The sequence below is a fragment of the Sedimenticola thiotaurini genome (assembly GCF_001007875.1).
GTDB classification, from domain to species: domain Bacteria; phylum Pseudomonadota; class Gammaproteobacteria; order Chromatiales; family Chromatiaceae; genus Sedimenticola; species Sedimenticola thiotaurini.
Map to the genome: position 1 here is coordinate 2,377,332 of NZ_CP011412.1, position 20,760 is coordinate 2,398,091.

The following is a 20,760-nucleotide window of genomic DNA, read 5'->3' on the forward strand; positions in this document are numbered from 1 at the left end:
AAACTCTTCTTTAATCGAATAAACAGCACGTTAGAGGCGGTTGAGATATGGGCTTGAATGCAAGTGAACAGTACCTGAATGAGTGGAAAGACCGCCAGACCCTGGCGGAGCAGATGATTCCGCTGGTGGGACAACTCTATCGTGACAGCGGGTTGGTAATCCTCATGTACGGCCGCCGGCTGATGAACGCCACTACCATCGATATCCTCAAGGCGCATCGTTATGCCCGCCAGATGGTGGGAGAAGAGCTGGATATCACGGTCTCTTTTGCCATGCTGGAAGCGATCGCCAGCATGGATCTGGCACCGGCCCGGATCGACCTGGGTAAGCTCTGCAGCACCTACCTGACCCTGCCGCATGAGATCAGCATGCAGGCTTTCCTGGAGCAGCAGCTGGCGGAGATCAACACCGGCAAGAAGAGCCCGCTGCCCGGTCCGCAGGATGTGGTGCTGTATGGTTTCGGTCGTATTGGTCGTCTGCTGGCACGCCTGCTGATCGAACGCACCGGGGCCGGCAACAAGATGCGCCTGCGAGCCATCGTGGTCCGGGGAGGACGGCAAGGCGATCTGAAAAAGCGCGCCAGCCTGCTGCGCCGGGATTCGGTGCACGGACCGTTTAACGGCTCCATCATCACCGATGAAGAGAACAACGCCATCATCGCCAATGGCAACTACATCCAGGTTATCTACGCCGACTCGCCGGACTCCATCGACTATACCCAGTACGGCATTAACGACGCCCTGGTGGTGGACAACACCGGCATCTGGAAAGATGAAGCGGGCCTGGGACTGCACCTGAAATCGAAAGGTACCGCCAAGGTGTTACTGACGGCACCCGCCAAGGGCGACATCAAGAATATCGTTTACGGCGTCAATCACCAGGAAATCACACCCGATGACCGGATTCTCTGCGCCGCCTCCTGCACCACCAACGCCATCGTGCCGGTACTGAAGGTGCTGAACGAAAGCCTGGGTATCAACAGCGGCCATCTGGAGACCATCCACGCCTACACCAACGATCAGAACCTGATCGACAACTATCACAAGGCGGAGAGACGCGGACGCAGTGCCCCGCTGAACATGGTGATCACTTCCACTGGTGCCGCCAAGGCGGTGGCCAAGGCGCTGCCGGAACTGTCCGGCAAACTGACCGGCAACGCTATCCGGGTGCCCACCCCCAACGTCTCCATGGCGCTGATGAACCTGAACCTGGGCCGGAACACCAGTGTGGAGGAGCTGAACGGTCTGCTGCGGGAGGCATCCCTGAACTCCCCCCTGTGCGAGCAGATCGGCTACACCACCTCCACCGAACTGGTCTCCAGTGATCTGGTTGGCTCCACCGAGGCCGGCATCGTGGACTCGGCCGCCACCATTGTGGAGGAGAATCGGGCTGTGCTCTATGTCTGGTATGACAACGAGGCCGGTTACAGCAACCAGGTGATTCGAGTGATGCAGAACATGACCGGACTGAAGCTGAAGAATCTGCCAGCCTGAGACAGTGCGCCACTTCCCCGGCCGGCGGGGAAGTGGGCCGTTGAGTGATCAGGGCCGAAACAGGCCCGCTATCCCATCATGAATCAATGCTTGTGCCGGCACTCCGAGCCCGGTACCGGATCATAGCCCCCCTCATGGAACGGATGACAGCGCAGAATGCGCCGGGTACCCATCCACAGCCCGCGCAGCACGCCGTGGATCTCCACCGCCTCCCGGGTGTAGGCGGAGCAGCTGGGATAGTAACGGCAGTTGTTCCCCAGCAACGGACTGATCAGGTAGCTGTAGCCCTTCAATACCAGCAGCACCAACCGTTTCATGCTTGCCCCCGTTGACTGCAGCGCTGACAGCGGCCGGTCACTTCGATGACCCGTGAATCCGCCTTGAAACCACACTCTTTGACTGCACTGCCCAGGGTACGCTCCACGCTGCGACTCTCCAGCTCCCGCACTTCACCACAATCCCGACAGATCAGGAACTGGCTGGAGTGAGGATGGTCCAGATGCACACAACCCACGTAGGCATTCAGGGACTCGATGCGATGCACCAATCCATGTTCCAGCAGAAACTCCAGGGCCCGATAGACAGTCGGCGGTTTGGCAGTTGGCACGCCACTCTTCAGCAGTTCCAGGATATCGTAGGCACCCAGTGGCTCGCCGCTGGTGCAGAGAATTTCCAGCACCTGACGACGCTGGGGGGTCAACCGGGCACCCCGCCCCTCGCAAAGCTGCTCCGCCACACGCAATATTTTTCCACAGTCCGTACTACAGGAGTCCGCTTTCATTGCACCACCTTCGTCAATTGCCGGCGCAGATCCCTCCGTTTCCGCCCCGTAGTATAGAGCAGCGAGATCATATAGGTAACTCCCGCCACCAGGATAATGGTGGCACCCGCCGGCAGGTCGGGCGTATAGGAGATAAACAGCCCTGACAGGGTAAACAGCGCAATGACCAGAATAAGGCCCACCACCTGGATCAGCAGCACCACGGTCACCGCCGCCACCAGCGCACCACCCAGTGGACTCGCACCGATAAAAAAGGCGATGCCCATTCCACCCAGTACGCTGTGGGAGATGCCGCCGGCCATGAATCCAATCCGTTTGACCACCACGTAACTACCGATGATGCCGCAGCCGATACTGGCCAGCAGACCACCAATCAGCGCATGCTGCAGAAACGGATATTCCCAAAGTGCTGTAAATACTTCCATCATACCCCCGTCCCTCAGTGCCGATGCTCCACCATCCGCACATCCGCATCATAGAGCGCATGTATGGCGTCTCCATCAATCGAGGCGGTGGAGTGACAGATCGGGGTGCGATTCAGACAGGCAACCCGGTTCACATAACCGGAGATGAAACCGACATCGGGGGAAACCACCACGATGGTCATCCGTTCATTAAAACGTTTCAACAGATCGAAGATTTCCGTCTCGATACGCATATCGATGTTAGCGGTCGGCTCATCCAGTATCAGGATACGGGGATCACAGGCCAATGCCCGGGCCACCAGCACCCGTTGCAGCTGCCCACCCGACAGGGTACAAAGCTGCCTGGCGGCAAGATTCAACACCTCGGTTTCGGCCATGGCCTGACGGGCCGCCTCCCTGTCACGGCGCCGGTAGTTTCCGAACAGCCCGGATGTACCCAGCCGTCCCATCAGCACCGTCTGCTCGACGGTTATGGGAAAGTCGCGGCTGAACTGGGGATACTGGGGGACATAGCCGATCTGTCTGCGGCTCTGTTCCGGCGGCTTGCCCAACACCCGCACTTTACCCTTGGGTGGTTCCAGCAGCCCCAGCATCAACTTCAGCAGGGTGCTCTTGCCCCCCGCATTGGGACCCACAATGCCGATAAACTCGTGCTCGGCGATCTCCAGGTGGACCCCATCCAGCACCAACGGGCCACCGTAGGAGAAAGAGACATCCTGCAGTGACACCACCGGCGCGTTCATTGATAGGCCTCGCTGATTGAACGGGCGACCTGACGCAGATTGTCCAGGTAGGACTCCGCCAGCGGGTTAAGTGTTACCAACCGGGCCCCCATGGCACTCGCCAGCGTTGCAGCCTGGTCACGACTGAACTGTTGCTGCACAAAAATCACCTGGACTCGCTCCCTCTTTGCCTGTTCCATCAGGCGAGTCAGGGTGCGCGCACCGGCCTCTTTCCCCTCACTTTCGATCGACACCTGCCGCAGGCCGAAAGCATCGGCAAAATAGCCCCAGGAGGGGTGAAACACCATGAAACTGCGCCCTTCCAGCGGCTGCAGAAGGGTGTGAATTTCCTCTTCTAGCGCCAGCAACTCCTGCTTAAAGCGGTCATGATTCTCCTTGTAGGCCGCAGCATTCGCCGGATCCAGCTCAATCAACCGGTCACGCAGATAGCCGATCATGATCCGCACGTTGGCGGGATCGAGCCAGATATGGGGATCCGCTCCTCCTTCCTCATGGTGATGATCATGATGATCGAAATCATGGTGATGTCCACCCGCCGGCTCCATCTCCCGCAGTGTCAGCCCCTGACGTGCATCCAGAACAGAAATGTTCGGGTTATTCTTTTGCACTGTCCCCATCCAGACATCTTCAAAAGGCATGCCGACGCGATAAAACAGCGCCGCCCGTGACAGCGCCGCCTGTCACCAACAACAGCGCTAACAACAGATTTCGTAAGATCATAGCTACACCGAATGGTTTTACGGATAAAACTGTTATGTTATCACATAACAAAATCTGACAGGACATCCACGCGGCCAATCCGTTACCATGCCAGCCGGAACAGACATACCGAGGCCCCGAACCGCGATGAATCCCGGCTACCTGATACTGCATCCCACCAGCCAGCCACCCAGCGACCTCCAGGCACTGCTGAAACGGCTGTCGGATACCGGCCTGATCGGCACCCCCCTGCCCCAGCCATCCAATGGTTTTCTGGCTGGTCCGCGCTTTCTGCAACGTATCACCTTTCTGGGTTGCTCACCCAATCTACCCCTGCCTGGAAACAGCGAATCTGCCCGGGCAACCTGCACCGTTCAACTGCTGGGACCCTACCCGGCCGAACGCATGATAACCGACCATAACTGTCGCCCGCCACGCTGCCATGGCTGCGGCCACAGCTTCCGGGAGTGGCGTGACCGGATCACCCAAGCGGACTGGCAGGTCGATTGTCCGGAGTGCAAGCAAGCGGCTGAATGGCCGGAATTGAATTGGCGCCAGACTGCCGGCGCCGCCCGACTGTTTATCGCCATCTCCCAGGTATTTCCCGGCGAGGCGGTACCCACCGGCGGCTTATTGGAGACACTTAGAGAAGGGAGCGGGGATTGGGCCTATTTCTATGCGCAACAGCCACTGGTATGGCCCGCTGGCAACAATCCGTTAGCCGGAGAAGATCACCCAACTGAGTGATCAATGAACAACGATGCGATCTTTGCCGGACCGCTTTGCCTCGTACAGAGCTTTGTCCGCACGGGCAAACACCGTCTCCGGGGTATCACCCTGGATGAACTGGCTCATGCCACAGGAGATGGTGATTTCGACCCGCTTACCCAGGGAGTGAATGCCACTCTGCTTCACTTCTCGGCGCACCGCTTCGGCCACGTGCACGGCGTCGTCGCTCTGGGTACCGGTCAGCAGCATGACAAACTCCTCTCCCCCGAAACGGGCCACAAAATCGGTCTCCCGCAGGGAGGTCTGCAGACTCCGGCCGATAATATGTAACGCCTTGTCACCGGCGTGATGGCCGAACCGATCATTGATGCGTTTAAAATCATCCACATCCCACACCAGCAGGGTGAGCGGTTCACCAAACCGTTTCCAACGGGCAAACTCCTGCTCCAGTCGCTCCTCGTAAGCCAGACGATTGGGCAGTCCGGTCACGGTATCGGTCGCCGCCTGGCGATGCGCCTCGATCATCTTGGTGCGTAGCTCGCGACTCTCTTTCTGCACTTCATCCAGCCGCTTGCGTAACTGCACCTCCAGGCGCTCCGCCTCTTTATGACGCTCAGCCTCATTAACCAGGTATTTGCCCACGTGGGACTCGATCGCCTCCAGGTGCTGGCTGATCTCATTGCGCAACTGGGAGAGCGTGGTGGCGTTATTCATGTAACTGCGCATATCGCCAACCCGCTGCTCCATCGACTCGCCCAGCAACTCCCGATCCGCCTGCGAAGCCTGCCGCAGATCGTTGTTACTGCTGACATGCTTGTCGATCTCCTCCAGCCGCTTGGTCAACTCGGTGAGGAAACCACGGGTATCCCGAATCTCGGTCTCCACCTCGCCGACCGAACGGGACAGCAACTGCAGCAGGGAGGAGAGCACCTCCATCCAGGCACCGGTGTCCTGTTGGGTCGCCAGCTCCATCTCCATGCGCTGAATATCCAGACTGAACTGGGACGGCCAATCCAACGTATTGAGCAGCTTGGTCAGTTGCTGATTGGGGGTAACAGCATCGTCTGAAAGGGCGGGAGAACCGCCCCCGGCACTCCCCGCCCCACCGAACAGCCGACCCAGCAACCCGGGGGCAGCCGGACGCGCTCCGGGGCCGGTAAGCAGCTCCAGAAACCGGTCGATCTGCTGATCCGAGGCGTCATCACCGGCTGCCAACAGTTGCTCCACCTGCTTGCGCAGTTTACTCAGCCTACGGCCATCGGCCCCCGAACGGGCAACCATACGGGTAAGCAGACAACTATCACAGGGTGTGGTGGTATCGACAGGATCCTCGGCCCTGATGAGGGCCTCTGAAATCGCTGTCAGACGCTCTTTCAACTCGGGCTGAACGCCCTTTCTGACCGCGTTACGCAGTGACACGAGATGGGGGTCCAGAACGGGATCCAGACCACTGGTGGCAAGGGTCAGACGGATAATAATACGGCAGAGCAGCTGTTCGGTCTCGGCCGCGTCGGCCTTCTCAGCTGCCTGCACCTTGATCAGATCCAGGTATCTGAGCTTCCAATCCTTGGTGGCCGTCATCTCCTGTTCGCTCATTGATCAGGCCGCCAAACGCATTCCGGACGGGATAATGACATCGATACCAATCGGCAAATGGTCCGAAAGCGGATACTCAACCACTTTGGCGTTCTCCACCTGCAGTGAGTCGGACACCAGGATATGGTCAATCTTCCGGATCGGGCGCCAGCTGGGGAAGGTATTCATGTGACAGGCCGGCTGAATCAGCCCGCTGTTGCCGGTGAGAAAGCGCATCTCCTGGGAGTCACAACCAAAATTGAGATCCCCCATCACCACCACGTGGGGCAGACCCGCCACCAGCTCCCGGATAAAGGCCACCTGACGCATCCGGGCGCGTCGACCCAGTGCCAGGTGCACAATACAGACCGTTAAACCGGCAGGACCGCCAAAATTGCTGACGATCACACCGCGCCCGGGCAGGCCGGGCAACTTGTGTTCGGTGATTTCAGAGGGGCGTACCCTGGACAGCAGGCCGTTACTGTTCTGCGCCAACTTACCGAGGCTGCGATTGACCTGCTTATACCAGTAAGGGAAAGCCGCCTGATTGGCCAGGTATTCGGTCTGATCCACAAAACCGCTGCGCAGACTGCCGGAATCCACCTCCTGCAACCCGACCACGTCATAACCATGGATCACCCCGGCGATACGATCAAGATTGACCTGCCTATCCCGGTGCGGCAGCACCTGTTTCCAGCTCTGGGTCAGGTATTGGCGGTAACGCTGCGTATCTATCCCAGCCTGTATGTTATAGCTGAGCAGTTTCAGACGCTGTGAACCAGCCGTATCTCCCATTTGGACTCCCTCAGTACTCTCTATTTAAGTCTACTGTGTTTTGGCCTGTTTTTCAGCGACTACCTTATCGATTAAATAATTGATCGCCTGAATCTGCGACGCCGGTTCCAGCCCCCCGGTACGGTATTTCCCGTCAATGACGAAAGCCGGCACGGTGCGGATGTCAAACCGATCCGCCAGCACTTCTGCACGGCGCGACTGGGTCTGCACGGCAAAGGATTTCATCGCCTTGCGATAAGCCTCGATATCAACCCCTTGCCCGGCCAGAAACGCCTCCATCTGGGCGCTGTCTGACAACCGCTGGTTCTTGTCATGAATCGCGCTGAACAGCGCCGGGGTCAATTCATCTTCCAGCCCCATCAGGGTCAGGGCGTAGAAGGTCTTGGCATGCAGCACAATATCCGGCCGATTAAACATGGCGGGAATACGGACAAACTCTACGTTGTCCGGCTTTTTCTCCAGCCACGCCTCGATGTGCGGCTCCATGTTATCGCAGTGAGGACAGCTATACATGAAAAACTCCACCACCTGTACTTTGTCCCCCTCACCACCAGGTTGCTCAGGAATGATGGAGAAGTAATGCAGATCCTCCTCAAATTTCGGGGCTGTCTGGGCGGAAGCAGTAAAACCAACGCACAACAGGCTAAGCAGGGAAAGTACCCGGATCAGTGTGATTTTTTTCATATTTGTACCTCTAAGGGAGTTAAGCGGCCAATCAGTGAAATTATTGAGCATAAATCCGACTTCAAACTGCTGACTCTTTCCGACCGGTCAAATCGCCCGTGGTTCAACAGGTCACCATGACAAATGGCAGAAAACGCGTTACGACGGAGTAAGCAACCTGGGGCTGCGGCTGGGCATTCGGGACAGAGGAAAGGGTACTGAAATCGAAAAGCGGCGGTGACCGGGTGGCCGGGCAGGCGAGTCCCGCAGCAGGTGTGTTGGTACCGGATGGGCCGACGAAGTGCCCGGGACGGCGGAGCAGAAATGAGCGGTACCGGCAGGATGGGGGCAAAGCCTTACCCATCCTGCCGCCAAGAGTTCTCTGGATAGCTTAATGGCGAATCAGCGCAACCCCTGCACATACTGGGCAACTGCCGCGATCTCCTGATCGGTCATGCGCGCTACCACATCCCGCATCATCTTGGCATTGTCGTTACTGCGGTCGCCGGAACGGAAATCCTTAAGCATTTTCTCAACATAAGCGGCATGCTGGCCGGAAATACGCGGGAACTTGGCGCCGGGATTCCCCATACCGGTAGGACCGTGGCAGGCCATGCAGGAGGCGACGTTGGTAGCCGCATTACCGGCCCGGTAGATCTTGGCGCCCAGCTCTACCTGGTCTGCCGCCGCGGTACCCGGTGCCTGCTCCTGACTGCTGAAGTAGGCCGCCAGATCGTCCATATCCTGCTCGCTGAGCGGGGTGGCCATCGGGGACATCAGGTCATTTTTGCGTACGCCCCCTTTAAAATCCAGCAGCTGCTTCTTGATATAGCTGGGATGCTGCCCCGCAAGTTTCGGCCAAATCGCATTGGCACTGTTTCCATCTGCACCGTGACAGGCGAGACAGACGGCGGATTTGGTCTTGCCGGCCTCGGCGTCGCCCGCTGCCTGAGCAGTGCCGACGGCCATAGCCAAAAGGATGGAAACTGAAACTAGCCATTTATTCATGGTCAAACCTGCTGTGTCGACTGACGCACCCAGTCGTTAGTAAACCCACCGGGCGACAATTTTCAATCACCCCCGGAAATCAACCCACCCGGGAATCGATCATCAACCGCCCAGGTCCGAAAAAAGCCGTGCATGTATACCAGATGGCGCGGCTCCGGGTCAAATCAACCCGGTTTTTTACAGGCTCATAACAGCCCCGTCAACCGTTTCCGCAACCCACTGCCCGTGGGCCACCGCCTGACAGTCCGGCTTGACAATTATCCTGTCCCGGCTGTTCTGTCTGTGATGGAATGCGTCGCGCTGCAAGAATGCAGTATCATCATCCTCTCGACTACTGCAGAGATGGCAAAGCCAGATGCCCAACCGGCCATTATCGCCCCAGACTCTACTGGATCGCCTTGAAAGCGTCCTGACCACACTCCCCTCCCATCGCTTACAGGGGGACGGGCGGTTGACCAGTGTCACCCTGGCGACTCCGGAGCTGCGCCTGCAGCACCTGCCGGAGCTGAACGGCGACTGGTTTTACTGGGGCGAACCCAACCGGCAGCACTATCTGCTCGGTATTGGCGAGGCACTGCGGCTCAGTGCAACCGGCAGTCATCGACTCGAGATGCTGTCCGACCAGTTCGAGCTGCAACGGGATCGCTGGCACCACCTGGACCTGGACGGTTGCGGATTCCGCGCCACGGCCTTTACCGGTTTTGCCTTCGATCCGGCCGATCCCATGCAGCAGAACTGGAGCGGCCTGCCCAACAGCGCCATCTTCTTTCCGGAGCTGCTGCTGCAACAGAGCGCTGATCGCTGCGCCCTGACCTTCAGCTTCGCCCATAACGACCCGGCACGCACCCGGCTGCGGGCCCGGCACCTGCTGGAGACCTTGAGTGAAGCGTTGCGACGCGAACCGGAGCCGGCACGGCCGCCCAACCGCCTGGCCAGAACGGCCGCCAGGCCCTCCTATGACGAATGGATACATCAGGTCAGCAAGGCGACCCGGCAGATCCGCCAGGGCACCCTGGACAAGGTGGTACCGTTCCGCCGCATCAGTGTCCGGGCGGAACACCCCCTCAATCCGGCCCGGCTGATGGCCTCGCTGGATGACCTCTATCCCAGCAGCCTGCTGTTCTCCATCCAACTGGCCGGCAGCACTTTTGCGGCCGCCACCCCGGAGCGCCTGATCACCCGGCGCGGTGTGCTGATCGACTGTGACGCGGTCGGTGGCACCATCCACCGAGCTCCAGATCCCGAGCAGGACCGGCTGTTGGGTCGACAACTGCTGCACGACCCCAAATCCCGCCACGAACATGCACTGGTGGTGCAAGGCATCCTGGCCAGCCTCGATGCCCACTGTCATCAGCTGGATGCACCGGATCAGCCGGCCCTCAAGCGGCTGCGCAAACTGCAACACCTGTGGACCGGCATCAGCGGCGAGTTGCGCGGTGACAGCACACTGCTGCGTATCGCCAGCGATCTGCATCCCACCGCGGCGGTCAACGGCTTTCCCAGCGCCAATGCGGGACGCTGGCTGAGCGCCCATCAGAATGACGCCCGGGGCTGGTACACCGGCGCGGCCGGCTGGCTGGACCAGCAGGGGGATGGCGAACTGGCTGTGCTGTTACGCTGCGCCCTGCTGAAAGGGGAGAGTGCCGAGCTGTTTGCCGGGGCCGGCGTGACCAGTGAGTCCTGCCCGATTGCTGAGTTCCAGGAGACCGAGCTGAAGTTCGGTACCATGCTGGAGGCGCTGGAACATGCCTGACCCGTCCCAGGGGATGATCAATCTCCAGTGGGCCTTTGCGCTGATCGACGGATTGGCGGGCGCCGGGATAAGTCGGGCCGTGATCTCACCCGGCTCCCGCTCCACACCACTGGTACTGGCCTGTGATGCCCACCCGGCGATCCGGATCAGCGTCCAGGTGGATGAACGGTGCGCCGCCTTCTTCGCCCTGGGCCTGGCCCGGGCCAGTGGCCGGCCGGTGATCCTCATCGCCACCTCCGGCAGCGCCCCGGCCCACTGGTTTCCGGCAGTCATCGAAGCGAGTCACAGCAATATCCCACTGATCCTGTTGAGCGCCGATCGGCCACCCGAACTGCACGGCTGGGGTGCCAACCAGACCACCGATCAGCAGCAGCTGTTCGGCTCTCACTTGCGGGCCTTCCATGATCCCGGTCCGGCCAGGGCGGAAGACGCCGCACGGGAGCAGTTGCATCGGCTGGGCAGGCAGGCAGCCCAGCAGGCCCTGCAACCCCATCCCGGCCCCCTACAGATCAACCTGCCACTGCGGGAACCACTGGTAGGGGATCCTCTCCAGCTGCCGGCACCGCGCCCCGTTGAGCCCATCCAGCCGTCCTGTCCGGCAGCCGATCCGACGCTGCTGGATCGGGCCCTGAGCCTGATCAACAGCGGTCCCGGCATCATCATCTGCGGCGCCACCGACCTGGGCCTTCAATTTGCTGAGGCGGTCACCCGGCTGGCGGCGCAACTGCACTGCCCGATCCTGGCCGACCCCCTGAGCAACCTGCGCTTCGGCGCGCCAGACTGCTCGACGCTGATCTGTCACTACGACGCCTTCCTGGCGGGCCAGGCCGAATCCCTGCAGCCGGCCTGGATTCTGCGCTTCGGCGCCCTGCCGGTCTCCAAACCACTGTTACAGTTCATGGAGCTGTGCACAGCCCCGGTGATTCTGTGTGATCCCTACGGACAGTGGCCGGTTCCGGCGCCCCATACCGAGCTGACCCTGATCGCCGATCCCGTGCGGCTCAGTGACGCCATGGTCGCCCGGGCGCCGACTGCCGCGCCGGCAGACTGGTTGCAGCGCTTCCGGCAGCTGGAGCAGCGCGTGGCACGGCTGATGGCCCCGGAGACCCTGGATGACCAGCCCTTTGAGGGCTGCCTGGTACGGGAGCTACTGGAGAGCCTGCCGGAGGGAAGCCTGCTGTTCAGCGGCAACTCCATGCCGATCCGGCAACTGGATAGCTGGAGCGGCTCGTCGACCAAGCGCATCCATCTGCATGCCAACCGGGGTGTCAGTGGCATCGACGGCAATATCTCCACCTTTATCGGCATGACAGACGGTGACTATCCGGCCACTGTTGCACTGCTGGGGGACCTCACCTTCTACCACGACATGAACGGACTGCTGGCGGCACAGGGGCGTGACCTGGTGATCATCCTGCTCAACAACCAGGGGGGCGGGATCTTCGGCTACCTGCCCCAGTCCGGCCTGGCGACTTATGAAACCTACTGGAACACCGCCACCGGCCTGGAGTTCCGCCACACCGCCGCTCTCTATCGCCTGGGCTATCAGCGGGTAGCACAGCAGTCGGCATTCCGCCCGGCACTGAGCCGGGCGCTGGCTGAGGGGGGGGCGCAGTTGATCGAAGTCGTCCTCGATCGGGCATTCAGTATCGAACAGCACCGCCATTACCGACAGCTGGTCAACCAATCCCTGACGGATGATATCCTCAGCTGAGAAGTGGCACTACCTGGCTCCGCACCAACTCCGGGAACAACCAGTTTCCCCCAGCCGGCCAGACCTGAGCGGCAAATATTCTACCCAGCGCTGGCGTTTTGTTTAAAATGCCCGCTTTCAGCGATCAGAACATTGGAGCAGTCATGGGCAGCAGCATCGATTGGCAGGTTCCCGACGGAACCCGGTACAATGACATCCTCTATCATCAGGCCGAGGGTATCGCCAAGATCACCATCAACCGGCCCCAGGTGCACAACGCCTTCCGCCCGGAGACCGTCATGGAGCTGATCCAGGCGTTCCGGCACGCCCACCTGGACCCGAATATCGGTGCCATCATCCTGACCGGTGCCGGCGAGCGCGCCTTCTGCTCCGGCGGTGACCAGACCATCCGGGGCGATGGCGGCTACCGGGACAGCAGTGGCGTCGAGCATCTGAATGTGCTGGAACTGCAACGCCAGATCCGTACCCTGCCGAAACCGGTGGTGGCCATGGTGGCGGGCTACGCCATCGGCGGCGGCCATGTGCTGCACCTGATCTGCGATTTGAGCATCGCCGCCGACAACGCCCGCTTCGGCCAGACCGGTCCCCGGGTGGGCAGTTTTGACGGCGGCCTGGGCGCCGGCCTGCTGGCCCGCACCGTGGGTATGAAAAAAGCCAAGGAGATCTGGTTCCTGTGTCGCCAGTACGATGCCCAACAGGCACTGCAGATGGGACTGGTCAACACCGTGGTGCCACTGGCTGAACTGGAGAATGAAACCGTGCAGTGGTGCCGGGAGATGCTGCAACTCTCCCCCACCGCCCTGCGCATGCTCAAGGCCTCCTTCAATGCCGAGACCGACGGCCTGGCCGGCATCCAGGAGCTGGCCGGTAACGCCACCGGACTGTTCTACCTGACCGCCGAGGCCCAGGAGGGGCGCGACGCCTTCGTGGAGAAGCGTCCGGCCGATTTCAACAAGTTTCCGCGCCGTCCCTGATCACGGCTGAATCCAGACATGCAGATAAAACAGTGGCTGCTGGCCATCCGCCCAAAGACTTTGGGCATCTCCGTCGTACCGGTGCTGGTGGGCAGCGCCCTCGCCTGGGCCGAGCTGGAACAACTGCTCTGGCTGCCGGCCCTGGCGGCCCTGGCGGCCGCCATTCTGATCCAGATCGGTACCAATCTGTATAACGACGCTGCCGATTTTGAACGGGGTGCCGACACCCCGGACCGGCTCGGTCCGGAACGGGCCACGGCCGAAGGGTGGTTCAGTGCTGGCCAGGTAAAACGGGCCGCCCTGATCAGTTTTGGCGCTGCCTTCGCTTTCGGCATCTACCTGGCCTGGGTCGGTGGCTGGCCCATTGTCATCATCGGCCTGCTCTCCCTGCTGGCGGGCTACACCTATACCGGCGGCCCCCGGCCGATCTCCTACAGCGCCACTGGTGAGCTGTTTGTATTCATCTTCTTTGGTCTGCTGGCGGTGGGCGGCAGCTACTACCTGCAGACCGGCGCGCTCTCCCTGGACACCCTGTTCAGTGCCGCCGCGGTCGGGCTGCTGGCCGCCGCCGTGCTGCTGGTGAACAACTATCGGGATCTGGAAACCGATGAACGGGCCGCCAAGCTGACCCTGGTCCACTACCTGGGAAGGGAACGGGCCCGGCAGCTCTACGTGCTGCTGCTGATCCTGCCTTTTGCCCTGCCGATCCTGTTCAATCACCGCTTTAACGGCAGCTGGCTGGTGGTGCTCTGCCTGCCGTTCGCCCTCTGGCTGCTGCACCGTTTCTCCCGGGAGCCCCTGGGGCGCGGGTTCAACGCCATTCTGGCCAATACCGCCAAACTGCAACTGCTCTACGGCGGCCTGTTGAGTGTTGGACTGCTGCTCTGATGCAGATTGTCGATGCCACGCTGCTGCCTTATCGACTCCCCCTGACCAGCCCCTGGGCCAGCGCCGTGGGCCGCTGGCAGTCGCGGCAGGGTTGGTTGATCCGTATCACTGACCAGTCCGGTCGCAGCGGCCATGGCGATGCCGCCCCGTTGCCGGCCGCCGGTACCGAAACCCTGCCCCAGGCCCGCTCCTGGCTGCTGAGCCGATTCGCCAGGCTGACCGGAGAAACCCCGACCCAGGCCCGCAGCCAGCTACCCCAACCCGGTAACCATCCGGCGGCCCGTTGTGGTCTCGAAACCGCGCTGCTGGATCTGCAGTCGCAACAGCAGGCAGTTCCCCTCTATGAGTTGCTCGGCGGTTCACCAGGGCAGGCAATCCGACTCAACACCGCCATTGGCGGACTGGATCCGCAGACCGCCACACGCGCCCATACCGCCATCGCCGCCAGCTACGCCACACTCAAGCTGAAGCTGGGCCTGGCGCCAATCCATACGGAACTGGACCTGCTGCACCAGCTTTGCGATCAACTACCCCCCGGAGTACAACTGCGCCTGGATGCCAACCGGGCCTGGCGGAATGCCGAGGCCTTGCAGCTGATTGAACAGCTCAACCCGTTACCCATCGAATGCCTGGAAGAGCCACTGCGCCATCCCATCGGGGCGACTCTGGCGCAGCTGCAGACCCGGGCCCGCTTCGACCTGGCCCTGGACGAGTCCCTGCCCGGTTATATCCAGGGACAGCAACTGCAGTCGATTCCGGTCCGACGCATCATTATCAAACCAACCTGCCTGGGCGGCCTGATGCCGGCGCTGGATCTGATCCGCCTGGCCCACCGGTCGGGCATCCGCTGTGTGATCACCAGCACCCTGGAGAGCAGCGCGGGAATCTGGCCACTCTGCCATCTGGCAGCAGCGGCCGACACCCTGACCACGCCGGCCACCCATGGACTGGCCACCAGTGACTGGTTTTCCCGAAACCTGGGCGCGCCACCGGCGATTGTCGATGGTCAGGTGACGGTGGGAGCCGTTCCGGGCACCGGCTTTGTACCCGAACCAGAGGCCGGATGACAGCCGATCGCTGTCCGTGAGTGAGCACTCACAATATCACTGGTCCAGCAGAGCCAGCAGGGCCGGCCGGTTGAGCTTTCCCATCCGGTTACGGGGCAGTTTGCCGGTTCGGATAAACTGACGGGGGCGCAGATGCCCGGGCAGTTGCTGCGACCACCGGGTCAGCTGTTCCACTGTCACCTCGCCGTTGAACAGTGCCACCAGGATCACCCCCCAGACCGGATCCGGCCGACCGGCCACGCCGACCTCCACCACTCCGGGACACTGCATGAGTCGCTCCTCCACCTCCGCAGGGTGGACATTCTTACCCCCACTGACCAACAGATCATCCACCCTCCCGATCACTGTCAGCCGGCCCTGTTCGTCCAGGCGGCCCAGATCACCGGTCTCGAACCAGCCCTGGGTCAAACCCTGCCCCAGCACGCCGGCGACATTGGCATAACCCCGCATCACCGCCGGGCCACGCACCCGGATCCGGCCGGCCGCACCGATCGCCACCTCGTAACCGGTCAGGGGAAGCCCAACCCGACCGGCGACCAGCCCGGCTCGAGGCGAGCAGTCGGTGGCAAACTGGGAGGCGGTTTCACTCAGGCCATAACTGACACAGAGCGGCCAGCCGGCATCGTGGGCCCATTGTGCCAGGGTGGTTGAGAGGGGACCGCCACCGATCAGAACCACCCGCAGGGTGGCCGGTGGCGTCTGTCCGGCGGATTGCCGCAGCAGTCGATCCAGCATGGCCGGCACCAGGGAGATATGGGTCACGCCTCCCTGCACGATCTGTCGCCAGATCCGCTCCGGGTCGAATCCCTCCTCCAGTTGCACCCGGGCACCAGCGGCAAGACAACGGAGCAGGATCGACAGCCCCCCGATGTGAAACAGGGGCAGGCAGGCCAGCCAGCAATCATCCCCGTGAAGCTCCAACCGCTGCCCAGAGGACACCACGCTGGCCGCCAGGTTGGCCGCACTCAACTGCACTCCCTTGGGCTCCCCGGTCGTGCCGCTGGTGGCAATGATCAACTGTATCCCATCCCCTGCCAGGGGTCGGGGCGTACAGGCGGCCACTCCGTCACCTGCCTTCACCAGCGGCGTTGCCGGATCGATCCAGGCCACGCCGGTGGCGCTGGACGGCGACCGGGCGATCAGGCAGTGCGCCCCTACTGTGGCCAGCAACCGGTCCCGACGCCCCCGCTCCAGAGCGGGGTCCAGCGGCAGCAAGGTGGCACCCAGATACAGCGTCCCATAAAAGAGCCGGGCCAGCTGCTCCGCGGACTCCAGTTGCACCGCCACAATCTGACCATGCCGCACCCCCTGGGTCGTCAGCCCCGCCGCCAGACGACTCGTCTGCGACTCCAGCTCTTCATAGGAGAGTGTCTGCTCACCGGTGAGCGCTACACCTCGGGGGATCTGTTGGCTTTTCTCCAGCAGCCAATCGGCCGGTGCAGGCGCAAGGGTCACTGCGGTCTCCCCGGGGAGTGGTGTTTCGAATGGTCGGAAGCAGACAAAATCATGGAAAACACCCTGTTTTGATCAAGATCAACATAAAAGCCAGCCGTTTTCTGTTCCAATACGGCCCAACCGTGGGCCGTCAGTGTACGGCCCTGTTTTCGACTTACGACCCCCATTTACAGGTTTGCCGCCTAATTTTTGAGAAATTACCATCCATGTCCTTTGAAACAGCGCCAATCAGATTTGCAACTCTCGTGCTGCTCGTCCTGAGTCTCCCACTGCCGGCGCAGGAGCACGACTATGATCCAGATAACGGGGAAGAGATCAATGAGCTTTGCGCTGGTTGTCATGGAGAATTCGGCCAGGGAGGGAAGGATGGCGAGTATCCCCGACTGGCGACCCAACCGGCCGGATTCATACTTGACCAGCTACGCCTGTTCCGTGACCGGAAGCGAAAAAACCTGGCCATGGTGGAGTATGTGGACCATCGTCAGTTGCCTGAATCGGATATGCGTGACATCGCCCGTTACCTCTCCGAGATCACCCTCGAGACCCGCCTGCCGCCGGTCGATGAGTCCGCGCCCGGTTTTGACGCCTATGCCCGTCTGCTGGCTTCAAAAAAGATCATGCAGATCCCCCGGGCGCCAGGGGATATTGAAAAAGGCAGAAAGATCTATAACAAGGAGTGCGACTCCTGCCATGGCAAGGAGGGTTGGGGAAACCATAAAAAGGCGGTACCCATGCTGGCCGGGCAGTACACCAATTATCTCTGGCGTCAGGTAAAACAGCTACGCACCAAGCAGCGCATCCATGACCCGGACGATCCCGAAGAAGAGCTGCTGGATGAATTCACCGACCAGGAGTTGACGGACATCTTCGCCTATCTCTCCACCGTGGATGACTGACCATTTCACAACAACAAACAGAGAGCCCGGCTTCCGCCGGGCTCTCTGGTATGGACGACAGGCATCCGGTTACTGTTGCAGACGGTTGCGACTGCGGGGTACAAACTCGTCCGGTGTCAGGACACCATCCCCGTTGCTGTCAAAGGTAGCAAAACTGGGGGACGATGCGGCGTTCCGCATCGGATAACCCTGCGTCGCCTTCTCCGCCTGACGGGCGGCACGGGTCTGGTCGAACTCTTCCGGAGTCACCACGCCGTCACTGTTGCTATCGAAGTCGCTGAAGCTCGCCATGGGGCGGGCACCGGGACCACCCGGACCGCCCGGACCACCCATCGGTCGGTTCATGCGGTTCTCCTGCAATTGGGACAACTGCCCCTTCAGCAACTCGTTTTCACTCAGGTAACCATCTCCATCGATGTCGAACTGTTCAAACGCCGGTGCGTTACCTGCATTGCGCATCATGCCGCCCTTCCTGGCCTGTTCGGCTATGCGGGCATTTCTGGCCGCATAGAACTCATCCACGCTGATCCGGCCATCCCCGTTGGAATCATAATCGCTGAAAGGGATCGGTCCCGGTGGAGCCATCGGCCCGGCAGCCATCAACACACCGGCACCCAACAGGGCGGTTATTGCTATTGCCAATGTCATCATACGTTTGTTGGTCTTCATTGCCTTGCTCCTTCTATCTGTGTACTGCTCTCTCTTGATTTAAAGCCTACCCCTGTCAACTGAAACCAGGCTGAAAATATCCGGCATATTGAAAAAACTGTAAACTTTCGGCTAAATGCTCTACAACTGGGCAGATAAGTAACCCGTCAACCTACAGCCAGCCGAATTCGAACACCATGCGCATCTACATGCAGACCCTGCACGCACCGGAGCAACCGCTCCGCTATTACCATCTGCATCTGCAACCCGATCTGCTGGGTGGCTGGAACCTGGTGCGGGAGTCCGGCATTCAAGGTGCCCGGGGTCAGGTCACCAAAGAGCATTTCGAAGATCGGGAAGCGGCCGAACGCACCCTGATCAAACGGCGGGATATGCAGTTGAAACGGGGCTACCGGGTGGTTTTTCGCGAAGGGATCCCATACGAATCCAGCAACTGAGGCGACTACTGCGGCAGTCTGATCTGCACCTTCAAACCGCCCAGATCGGGTGACAGCATGAAGGAGATCTCCCCACCGTAGAGTTTCACCATATCCTTGGCAATCGCCAGTCCCAGCCCGTGACCATCCACCGACTCGTCAATACGCACACCCCGTTCCGCCAGCCGGGTCAACGCCTCCGGCGACACTCCGGGGCCATCATCTTCCACTTCGATAACAATTGAATCCTGCTGCTCTATCGTGCAGCGTACCTGGCCAACGGCCCATTTACAGGCGTTATCCAGCAGGTTACCCAGCAGTTCCAGCATGTCCTCCCGGTCGACCGAGAGCCCGCCGGACTCCGGTACCCTACTGTCGATCTGCAGCGTTTTTTCGTGGTAGATCTGGCGTAATACCCGCACCAGCGAAGGCATCTCCCGGGCTGCATTGAAACGCCCGCCGGAGATGCCCGACCCGGCCAGCCGGGCCCGCTTCATCTCCCGCTCCATCAATTGACGCACCCGGGTCAATTGCAGAGCCATGGCCCTTTTCAGCTCGCCGTGAGACTCCATCTCTTCACTATCGATCTGCTGTTGCAGCAGATTGATCGGCCCCTTCAGGGCATGGGACAGGTTTCCCAACCCCTTACGGGAATGCTCCAGGCGCTGCTGGAACAGCTGCAGCAGATGGTTGAACTGCGCCACCAACGGTTCCACTTCCAGCGGCACATCGGTGGTCAGGGTGTCAACCTCACCCCGCTCCAGGCGTGCCATATCCTCCCGAACCCGTTCCAATCGCCCCATTGCGCTGTTCACGATCATCTGCTGGCCGAAAAAGAGCAGCAACGTAATCCCCAGGGTGAGGGCGACAAACAGCCACTCGAACTGTGTGACGCGCTGGTTGAGGGGCGACATATCCTCCGCCACCGCAACCGAAAAAACCTGCCCCTGCTTGTCGTAACCGGCAGCCCACACCAGCAGGTCCTGACCGGCCGGGCCTTCCATGCGCCACTGTCCCTGACTGCCCGGGGGAAACTGCGGAATATCCAGCTGCTGATCCCACAGGGAGCGGGAACTGACTTTTCTGCCGTCCGGAAAGCTGATCTGGTAATAGTGACCGGAGAGGGGCTGTTCATAGATGGCATCCACCCGGCGCCAGCGCACCAGGGGCCGACCTGAACCGTCCAGCCGCATGGCGGCCAGCAACGCCTCGGCATCGTGCTCCAGGCGGGAGGCGACAAAATGGTCCGTCAGGCTGTGGATCGCCTGAATACCACCCCACCACATCACGCCGAACAGCACCACCAGACCGGCTGCCAGTCCCAATCGCAGCTGATAGCCCAGGGACTTCACTCCACGTCCCCTTTGAACAGATAGCCCTGCCCACGCCGGGTTTCAATATGTTCCCGGCCAATGCGCTCCCGCAAACGACGGATATAGACCTCGATGAGATTACTGTCACGATCGAAATCCTGATCATAGACATGCTCGGTCAGGCGCGTCTTGGAGAGAATCTGCCCCGGATGCAGCATGAAGTAGCGTAACAAGCGAAACTCGGTGCCGGTCAGATCCACAGCCCTGCCATCGGTCAGAATCACCTGCTGGTGCGCCTCATCCAGTTGCAGGCCGCCCTGTTTCAGTGTGTGCGCCGGCTGGCCGGCACTGCGACGCACCAGGGCCAGCAGGCGCGCCACCAGCTCTTCTACGTGAAACGGCTTACCCAGATAGTCATCCGCACCCGCCTTGAATCCATCCACCCGTTCATGCCAGGCATCCCGCGCAGTGAGCACCAGAACCGGCACCGGAATCTCCTGCTCCCGCCAGTTGGCCAGCACCTCCAGGCCCGGTCGCTGCGGCAAACCCAGATCCAGCACTATTACATCATAGGGCTCTTCTTCCCCCATGAACTGGCCATCAATGCCGTTGTCCGCCACATCGACGGCAAACCCGGCCCGTTTCAGAGCCGGTTTCAGTCGGGCGACCAGTTCCACATCATCTTCCACCAGCAACAAGCGCAT

22 protein-coding genes are annotated in these 20,760 nt (G+C 60.8%); 9 read left to right on the forward strand and 13 right to left on the reverse strand.

The window, feature by feature from the left end; translation table 11 throughout:
- The first annotated feature begins 47 nt into the window (after window positions 1–47).
- Window positions 48–1,493 (forward strand): glyceraldehyde-3-phosphate dehydrogenase, encoded by a 1,446-nt coding sequence (locus AAY24_RS10885; protein ID WP_046859700.1) that lies wholly within the window; start codon window positions 48–50, stop codon window positions 1,491–1,493.
- An 83-nt stretch (window positions 1,494–1,576) separates the two neighbouring features.
- Here AAY24_RS10885 and yidD read toward each other — a convergent pair whose 3' ends face one another.
- Genes yidD through AAY24_RS10910 form a run of 5 tightly spaced genes read right to left on the reverse strand, consistent with a single transcriptional unit; the run spans window position 1,577 to window position 4,080 of the window.
- Window positions 1,577–1,810, reverse strand: coding sequence for a membrane protein insertion efficiency factor YidD (gene yidD, locus AAY24_RS10890; RefSeq protein WP_046859701.1), 234 nt, complete (start codon window positions 1,808–1,810; stop codon window positions 1,577–1,579).
- On the reverse strand, window positions 1,807–2,274 hold the full coding sequence (locus tag AAY24_RS10895) for a transcriptional repressor (protein ID WP_046859702.1): 468 nt from the start codon (window positions 2,272–2,274) through the stop codon (window positions 1,807–1,809). Before AAY24_RS10895 ends, yidD begins: the two co-directional genes overlap by 4 nt.
- Window positions 2,271–2,702 (reverse strand): metal ABC transporter permease, encoded by a 432-nt coding sequence (locus tag AAY24_RS10900; protein ID WP_046859703.1) that lies wholly within the window; start codon window positions 2,700–2,702, stop codon window positions 2,271–2,273. Before AAY24_RS10900 ends, AAY24_RS10895 begins: the two co-directional genes overlap by 4 nt.
- Window positions 2,703–2,713: 11 nt before the next feature.
- Entirely contained in the window at window positions 2,714–3,442 is a 729-nt protein-coding gene (locus AAY24_RS10905) for a metal ABC transporter ATP-binding protein (protein WP_046859704.1), read from the reverse strand.
- Window positions 3,439–4,080 (reverse strand): metal ABC transporter solute-binding protein, Zn/Mn family, encoded by a 642-nt coding sequence (locus tag AAY24_RS10910; protein WP_082117118.1) that lies wholly within the window; start codon window positions 4,078–4,080, stop codon window positions 3,439–3,441. Before AAY24_RS10910 ends, AAY24_RS10905 begins: the two co-directional genes overlap by 4 nt.
- A 208-nt stretch (window positions 4,081–4,288) precedes the next feature.
- On the opposite strand from AAY24_RS10910, the gene AAY24_RS10915 reads away from it, so the two are divergent.
- The gene (locus AAY24_RS10915) at window positions 4,289–4,888 is read left to right on the forward strand and encodes a hypothetical protein (protein WP_046859705.1); all 600 of its coding nucleotides are present in this window, start codon (window positions 4,289–4,291) and stop codon (window positions 4,886–4,888) included.
- Here the strand turns inward: AAY24_RS10915 and AAY24_RS10920 are convergent, their stop codons facing one another.
- The 4 genes from AAY24_RS10920 to AAY24_RS10935 all read right to left on the reverse strand — a co-directional run bounded on the left by AAY24_RS10920 (window position 4,889) and on the right by AAY24_RS10935 (window position 8,911).
- Window positions 4,889–6,466 carry a GGDEF domain-containing protein gene (locus AAY24_RS10920; protein ID WP_052761196.1) on the reverse strand — a complete coding sequence of 526 codons (1,578 nt, stop codon included), beginning with the start codon at window positions 6,464–6,466 and terminating at the stop codon, window positions 4,889–4,891.
- A gap of 3 nt (window positions 6,467–6,469) precedes the next feature.
- Entirely contained in the window at window positions 6,470–7,240 is a 771-nt protein-coding gene (locus AAY24_RS10925) for an endonuclease/exonuclease/phosphatase family protein (RefSeq protein ID WP_046859706.1), read from the reverse strand.
- A gap of 30 nt (window positions 7,241–7,270) precedes the next feature.
- On the reverse strand, window positions 7,271–7,924 hold the full coding sequence (locus AAY24_RS10930) for a thiol:disulfide interchange protein DsbA/DsbL (protein ID WP_046859707.1): 654 nt from the start codon (window positions 7,922–7,924) through the stop codon (window positions 7,271–7,273).
- Between the two features lie 381 nt (window positions 7,925–8,305).
- Window positions 8,306–8,911, reverse strand: coding sequence for a c-type cytochrome (locus AAY24_RS10935; protein ID WP_046859708.1), 606 nt, complete (start codon window positions 8,909–8,911; stop codon window positions 8,306–8,308).
- 355 nt (window positions 8,912–9,266) lie between these two features.
- Between AAY24_RS10935 and AAY24_RS18535 the strand changes: the two genes are divergently transcribed.
- The 5 genes from AAY24_RS18535 (at window position 9,267) to menC (ending at window position 15,307) form a co-directional block, all read left to right on the forward strand.
- Window positions 9,267–10,664 (forward strand): isochorismate synthase, encoded by a 1,398-nt coding sequence (locus AAY24_RS18535; RefSeq protein ID WP_082117120.1) that lies wholly within the window; start codon window positions 9,267–9,269, stop codon window positions 10,662–10,664.
- Complete coding sequence (gene menD / locus AAY24_RS10945) at window positions 10,657–12,378, forward strand: 2-succinyl-5-enolpyruvyl-6-hydroxy-3-cyclohexene-1-carboxylic-acid synthase (protein ID WP_046859709.1); 1,722 nt, start codon at window positions 10,657–10,659, stop codon at window positions 12,376–12,378. Before AAY24_RS18535 ends, menD begins: the two co-directional genes overlap by 8 nt.
- A gap of 143 nt (window positions 12,379–12,521) precedes the next feature.
- Window positions 12,522–13,352 carry a 1,4-dihydroxy-2-naphthoyl-CoA synthase gene (gene menB, locus AAY24_RS10950; protein ID WP_046861233.1) on the forward strand — a complete coding sequence of 277 codons (831 nt, stop codon included), beginning with the start codon at window positions 12,522–12,524 and terminating at the stop codon, window positions 13,350–13,352.
- A gap of 18 nt (window positions 13,353–13,370) precedes the next feature.
- Window positions 13,371–14,240 carry a 1,4-dihydroxy-2-naphthoate polyprenyltransferase gene (locus AAY24_RS10955; RefSeq protein WP_199930350.1) on the forward strand — a complete coding sequence of 290 codons (870 nt, stop codon included), beginning with the start codon at window positions 13,371–13,373 and terminating at the stop codon, window positions 14,238–14,240.
- Window positions 14,240–15,307 carry an o-succinylbenzoate synthase gene (gene menC / locus AAY24_RS10960; protein ID WP_046859710.1) on the forward strand — a complete coding sequence of 356 codons (1,068 nt, stop codon included), beginning with the start codon at window positions 14,240–14,242 and terminating at the stop codon, window positions 15,305–15,307. Before AAY24_RS10955 ends, menC begins: the two co-directional genes overlap by 1 nt.
- Window positions 15,308–15,343: 36 nt before the next feature.
- On the opposite strand, the gene AAY24_RS10965 is transcribed toward menC, so the two are convergent.
- Entirely contained in the window at window positions 15,344–16,762 is a 1,419-nt protein-coding gene (locus tag AAY24_RS10965; RefSeq protein WP_046859711.1) for a class I adenylate-forming enzyme family protein, read from the reverse strand.
- A gap of 245 nt (window positions 16,763–17,007) precedes the next feature.
- Between AAY24_RS10965 and AAY24_RS10970 the strand changes: the two genes are divergently transcribed.
- Window positions 17,008–17,658: a c-type cytochrome gene (locus AAY24_RS10970; RefSeq protein ID WP_234422159.1), complete on the forward strand. Its 651-nt coding sequence runs from the start codon at window positions 17,008–17,010 to the stop codon at window positions 17,656–17,658.
- 69 nt (window positions 17,659–17,727) lie between these two features.
- Here the strand turns inward: AAY24_RS10970 and AAY24_RS10975 are convergent, their stop codons facing one another.
- Window positions 17,728–18,327, reverse strand: coding sequence for an EF-hand domain-containing protein (locus tag AAY24_RS10975; protein ID WP_052761198.1), 600 nt, complete (start codon window positions 18,325–18,327; stop codon window positions 17,728–17,730).
- Between the two features lie 176 nt (window positions 18,328–18,503).
- Between AAY24_RS10975 and AAY24_RS10980 the strand changes: the two genes are divergently transcribed.
- Window positions 18,504–18,764 carry a WGR domain-containing protein gene (locus tag AAY24_RS10980; protein WP_046859713.1) on the forward strand — a complete coding sequence of 87 codons (261 nt, stop codon included), beginning with the start codon at window positions 18,504–18,506 and terminating at the stop codon, window positions 18,762–18,764.
- Window positions 18,765–18,769: 5 nt separating this feature from the next.
- On the opposite strand, the gene AAY24_RS10985 is transcribed toward AAY24_RS10980, so the two are convergent.
- Together AAY24_RS10985 and AAY24_RS10990 are read right to left on the reverse strand one after the other, a co-directional pair.
- On the reverse strand, window positions 18,770–20,095 hold the full coding sequence (locus AAY24_RS10985) for a sensor histidine kinase (RefSeq protein ID WP_046859714.1): 1,326 nt from the start codon (window positions 20,093–20,095) through the stop codon (window positions 18,770–18,772).
- Window positions 20,092–20,760: a response regulator transcription factor gene (locus AAY24_RS10990; protein WP_046859715.1), complete on the reverse strand. Its 669-nt coding sequence runs from the start codon at window positions 20,758–20,760 to the stop codon at window positions 20,092–20,094. Before AAY24_RS10990 ends, AAY24_RS10985 begins: the two co-directional genes overlap by 4 nt.

Coding starts and splice junctions, on each gene's coding strand:
- AAY24_RS10980 (WP_046859713.1), top strand. CDS start 18,504: ATGCGCATCTACATGCAGACCCTGCACGCACCGGAGCAACCGCTCCGC.
- AAY24_RS10930 (WP_046859707.1), bottom strand. CDS start 7,924: ATGAAAAAAATCACACTGATCCGGGTACTTTCCCTGCTTAGCCTGTTG.
- AAY24_RS10990 (WP_046859715.1), bottom strand. CDS start 20,760: ATGCGCTTGTTGCTGGTGGAAGATGATGTGGAACTGGTCGCCCGACTG.
- AAY24_RS10955 (WP_199930350.1), top strand. CDS start 13,371: ATGCAGATAAAACAGTGGCTGCTGGCCATCCGCCCAAAGACTTTGGGC.
- menC (WP_046859710.1), top strand. CDS start 14,240: ATGCAGATTGTCGATGCCACGCTGCTGCCTTATCGACTCCCCCTGACC.
- AAY24_RS10910 (WP_082117118.1), bottom strand. CDS start 4,080: ATGCCTTTTGAAGATGTCTGGATGGGGACAGTGCAAAAGAATAACCCG.
- AAY24_RS10975 (WP_052761198.1), bottom strand. CDS start 18,327: ATGAAGACCAACAAACGTATGATGACATTGGCAATAGCAATAACCGCC.
- AAY24_RS10920 (WP_052761196.1), bottom strand. CDS start 6,466: ATGAGCGAACAGGAGATGACGGCCACCAAGGATTGGAAGCTCAGATAC.
- menD (WP_046859709.1), top strand. CDS start 10,657: ATGCCTGACCCGTCCCAGGGGATGATCAATCTCCAGTGGGCCTTTGCG.
- menB (WP_046861233.1), top strand. CDS start 12,522: ATGGGCAGCAGCATCGATTGGCAGGTTCCCGACGGAACCCGGTACAAT.
- AAY24_RS10895 (WP_046859702.1), bottom strand. CDS start 2,274: ATGAAAGCGGACTCCTGTAGTACGGACTGTGGAAAAATATTGCGTGTG.
- AAY24_RS10900 (WP_046859703.1), bottom strand. CDS start 2,702: ATGATGGAAGTATTTACAGCACTTTGGGAATATCCGTTTCTGCAGCAT.
- AAY24_RS10905 (WP_046859704.1), bottom strand. CDS start 3,442: ATGAACGCGCCGGTGGTGTCACTGCAGGATGTCTCTTTCTCCTACGGT.
- AAY24_RS18535 (WP_082117120.1), top strand. CDS start 9,267: ATGCCCAACCGGCCATTATCGCCCCAGACTCTACTGGATCGCCTTGAA.
- AAY24_RS10885 (WP_046859700.1), top strand. CDS start 48: ATGGGCTTGAATGCAAGTGAACAGTACCTGAATGAGTGGAAAGACCGC.
- AAY24_RS10915 (WP_046859705.1), top strand. CDS start 4,289: ATGAATCCCGGCTACCTGATACTGCATCCCACCAGCCAGCCACCCAGC.
- yidD (WP_046859701.1), bottom strand. CDS start 1,810: ATGAAACGGTTGGTGCTGCTGGTATTGAAGGGCTACAGCTACCTGATC.
- AAY24_RS10925 (WP_046859706.1), bottom strand. CDS start 7,240: ATGGGAGATACGGCTGGTTCACAGCGTCTGAAACTGCTCAGCTATAAC.
- AAY24_RS10935 (WP_046859708.1), bottom strand. CDS start 8,911: ATGAATAAATGGCTAGTTTCAGTTTCCATCCTTTTGGCTATGGCCGTC.